The organism is Streptomyces sp., assembly GCF_031178505.1.
Lineage (GTDB): Bacteria > Actinomycetota > Actinomycetes > Streptomycetales > Streptomycetaceae > Streptomyces > Streptomyces gulbargensis.
In genome coordinates, this window is record NZ_JAPSIW010000812.1 from 1 (window position 1) to 3,024 (window position 3,024).

General features: G+C 72.7%; 4 protein-coding genes. 1 reads left to right on the top strand and 3 read right to left on the bottom strand.

The window, feature by feature from the left end; all coding sequences use genetic code 11:
* Nucleotides 1-25: 25 nt before the first annotated feature.
* From thpR to RIF68_RS32755, 3 genes are all read right to left on the bottom strand, one after another.
* Nucleotides 26-649: an RNA 2',3'-cyclic phosphodiesterase gene (thpR, locus tag RIF68_RS32745; RefSeq protein WP_309055007.1), complete on the bottom strand. Its 624-nt coding sequence runs from the start codon at nucleotides 647-649 to the stop codon at nucleotides 26-28.
* A 136-nt stretch (nucleotides 650-785) separates the two neighbouring features.
* Nucleotides 786-2,132, bottom strand: a complete 1,347-nt coding sequence (locus tag RIF68_RS32750; protein WP_309055009.1) for an MFS transporter — start codon at nucleotides 2,130-2,132, stop codon at nucleotides 786-788.
* 27 nt (nucleotides 2,133-2,159) lie between these two features.
* Nucleotides 2,160-2,603: a MarR family transcriptional regulator gene (locus tag RIF68_RS32755; RefSeq protein ID WP_309055010.1), complete on the bottom strand. Its 444-nt coding sequence runs from the start codon at nucleotides 2,601-2,603 to the stop codon at nucleotides 2,160-2,162.
* A 209-nt stretch (nucleotides 2,604-2,812) separates the two neighbouring features.
* Between RIF68_RS32755 and RIF68_RS32760 the strand changes: the two genes are divergently transcribed.
* Nucleotides 2,813-3,024 (top strand): hypothetical protein (locus tag RIF68_RS32760; protein ID WP_309055012.1); only part of this gene is annotated, 212 nt, incomplete at its 3' end.

Genomic DNA, 3,024 nt, shown 5'->3' on the forward strand with positions numbered 1-3,024 from the left:
GAGTCTTCGGGTCCACCCGACGAGGTTAACCCGCCGCGTTCCCCGGCCCGCTCCCGGCCCGGCTCCCCGCCCCGTCCTCCCCTCCGCGCCCGAGGGGCCAGCCGCCGACCGTCTCGTACCGGGGCCGCTCCCCCGGCACCCCGCTCACCGGCAGGTCCGACCGGACGAGCGCCAGCTCCGCCACCTGCCAGCGGCGGCCTTCAAAACGGGCCAGCTCGTCCAGGAAGGGCCTCAGGTCCACGTCCCCGGCGCGCTGCCGGGCCACCGTCAGGTGCGCCTGGTACCGGCGGTGCTCGTCCATCGCCACCCCGGCCCGCCGGGCGGCCGCGTCGGACCGCTCGGCCAGCAGCCGCAGCTCGTCCAGGCCCCCGGCCGCGCCGGTCCACAGCGCGCGCCGCCCGAAGTGGCCACCGCCGTGGAGGCGCAGCGGGAAGGCCGGGGTCCGGTGCGCCGCGCGGGCGAGGCGGTCGCACAGGTCCGGGAGGAGGCCGTCGTCGACCTCACCCATGAAGGCGAGGGTGAGGTGCCAGCCCGGCCGCGAGGTCCAGCGCAGCCCGTCGGCACCGGGGAGCCGGCGCAGCCGGTCGACGGTCTCCGCGAGTTCGGCCAGCTGCGGGGCGGGCGGGAGCACGGCGGCGAAAAGCCTCATGGGCCGAGTGTGGCACCGCCGGCCCGGTGCGGGGCGGACGGCGGGTCACGGGAACGGGAGCCGTACGGGGAGGGGCGGGTCCGGGTGACGGCCGCGCACCCGGGTCCGTACTCCTCCGCCGTACATCCCGTCCCGGTCAGGCCGCCGTCGCCAGGCGCTCACGGCGTACGGGCACGAAGCGGACGCTGGGGTGGCCGTGGTGCCAGCCGACCGCGACCCTGAGGCCGCCGACCCGGGCGAGGACCAGGCCGATGACGACCGCCGCCGCGAGGGAGACCAGACCGCCGGTGGCGAAGCCCGCGCGGGCGCCGTACGTGTCGGTGACCCAGCCCAGCAGCGGCGCGCCGATGGGGGTGCCGCCCGCGAAGACCATCATGTAGAGGCTCATCACCCGGCCGCGCATGGCCGGGTCGGTGGCCATCTGGACGGCGGAGTTCGCGGTGATGTTGACGGTCAGGCCGATCATGCCGATCGGCACGAGCAGCAGCGCGAACAGCCAGAAGGCGGGCGCCAGCGCCGCCGCGACCTCCAGGACGCCGAAGACGCCCGCCGCGACCACCAGCATCCTCAGCCGGGTCGAGCCCCGCCGGGCCGCCGCGAGGGCGCCCACGAGGGAACCGGCCGCCATGAGGGTGTTGAGGAAGCCGTACGTACCGGCGCCGACGTGGAAGACGTCGTCCGCGAAGGCGGTGAGCCAGATCGGGAAGTTGAACCCGAAGGTGCCGATGAAGCCCACGAGGACGATCGGCCAGATCAGGTCCGGCCGCCCGGCGACGTACCGCAGGCCCTCCCTCAGCTGGCCCTTGCCGCGCGGGGCGCGCTCCACCTTGTGGAGTTCGCTCGTCCGCATCATCAGGAGGCCGGCGAGCGGGGCGAGGAAGGACAGGCCGTTGAGCAGGAACGCCCAGCCGCTGCCGACGCCCGCGATGAGCACACCGGCGACGGCGGGGCCGATGAGCCGGGCCGACTGGAAGTTCGCCGAGTTCAGCGAGACCGCGTTGCGGAGCCGGTCGGGGCCGACCATCTCGGACACGAAGGACTGCCGGGCCGGGTTGTCGACGACGGTCACCATGCCCAGGAGGAAGGCGATCAGATAGACGTGCCAGACCTGGACGTGACCGGAGAGGGTCAGGGCGGCGAGCGCGAGTCCGCACAGGCCGAGGGCGGCCTGGCTGGCCAGCAGCAGGCGGCGCTTCGGGTAGCGGTCGGCGACGACCCCGCCGTACAGGCCGAAGAGGAGCATCGGCAGGAACTGCAGGGCCGTGGTGACGCCGACGGCGGCGGCCGAGCCGGTGAGGCTCAGGACCAGCCAGTCCTGGGTGATCCGGGCCATCCACGTACCGGTGTTGGAGACGATCGCTCCGGTGAAGAACAGCCGGTAGTTCCGGATCTCGAGCGAGGAGAAGGTTCCCTTGCCCGGGCGGGGGGTGTTGGTATCGGGTTTGTGGACGGGTGCGGAGTCTGCTCCGGGTCCCGTACTCAAAGTGCGTCGCCTCCTCGGGCTCTCGGTCTACAGGTGCGCGAGCTTCTCCAGGACCGGGGCGGCGGCACGCAGCCGGGCCCACTCGTCCTCGTCCAGACCCTCGGCGAGGGCGGCCAGCCAGGCGTTCCGCTTGCGGCGGGACTCGTCGAGCATGGCCTCGGCCCGCTCGGTCGGGCTGACCACCTTCTGCCGGCGGTCGTCGGGATGCGGCTCCAGCCGGACCAGTCCCTTGGCTTCGAGCAGCGCCACGATGCGGGTCATCGAGGGCGGCTGTACGTGCTCCTTGCGGGCCAGCTCACCGGGGGTGGCCGAACCGCAGAGCGACAGGGTGCCGAGCACCGACATCTCGGTCGGGCTGAGCGACTCGTCGACGCGCTGGTGCTTGAGGCGTCGGCTCAGGCGCATGACGGAGGAGCGGAGCGCGTTCACGGCCGCGGCGTCGTCCGGCGAACCGTGGGACAGATCTGGCATAGTCGTTAGCCTAACTCATTACTCTCGCTAAATACCACCGGTCACACCCCGACGTAGCGCGCATCACACGCGCACACCCGTGACGCGTGGGGCGGGCGTGAAACCGCGCGGGCGGGACTCACGCTTCCGGCGCCATGTATCACCCGAACGAGTGAGTCGGATCTGGAAAGTGACGCGGAGAGGCCCGGCCTGCCCCGACCCTGAACGGCATGGGATCGACAGTGCTCAGCCTGCGCATCGACGGTGAGCTGCTCGACCGGCTCCGGAGTCACGCCGCCAAAAGAGGAACGAGCGTCCAGGACTATGTCGTCCGGACGCTCGTTCGCGAGGATTTCGACGAGCGGTTCAAGACCGCCGTCGACGAGACGGAGAAGTTCTACGGGGCCGGGGCGGCGCCCGAGGGCGCGTCCCCGGGCCACCG

Coding starts and splice junctions, on each gene's coding strand:
- RIF68_RS32755 (WP_309055010.1), bottom strand. CDS start 2,603: ATGCCAGATCTGTCCCACGGTTCGCCGGACGACGCCGCGGCCGTGAAC.
- thpR (WP_309055007.1), bottom strand. CDS start 649: ATGAGGCTTTTCGCCGCCGTGCTCCCGCCCGCCCCGCAGCTGGCCGAA.